Below are 291 nucleotides of genomic sequence, written 5' to 3'. Positions count from 1 at the left end.
GCCAGTCATTGCAAAGTTCACCCACATGCGGCAGGCGCAAGAGGAGGCAATCAGGACATGAGCCGCACAAAAGGGGGCTCAACACAAAACTGCATCTGGCCGTGGATGCGCATGGTATGCCGGTCAGGGCTTTTGTTACACAAGGTACAACAGCAGATTGCACTCAGGCAATCGCTCTGATTGACGGATTCACGGCGGAAAAGCTTTTGGCGGACAAGGGCTACGACACGGATGAGATTCTCGCCCAAGCTGAAAAACAGGGAATGGAAACGGTCATTCCCCCGAAGAAAA

Annotated in this window: 1 protein-coding gene; it reads left to right on the top strand. The window is 53.3% G+C overall.

What is annotated here, in order from left to right; all coding sequences use genetic code 11:
• Window positions 1-8: 8 nt before the first annotated feature.
• Window positions 9-291, top strand: a 283-nt coding sequence (locus tag EII23_RS12785) for a transposase (RefSeq protein ID WP_409360246.1), incomplete at its 3' end; no start/stop codon positions are given.

It is taken from the genome of Desulfovibrio sp. OH1186_COT-070, assembly GCF_003860215.1.
In the GTDB taxonomy this organism is placed as follows: domain Bacteria; phylum Desulfobacterota; class Desulfovibrionia; order Desulfovibrionales; family Desulfovibrionaceae; genus Desulfovibrio.
Note: the sequence above shows the minus strand (reverse complement) of the source record. Positions and strands in the feature narration are given on the sequence as shown.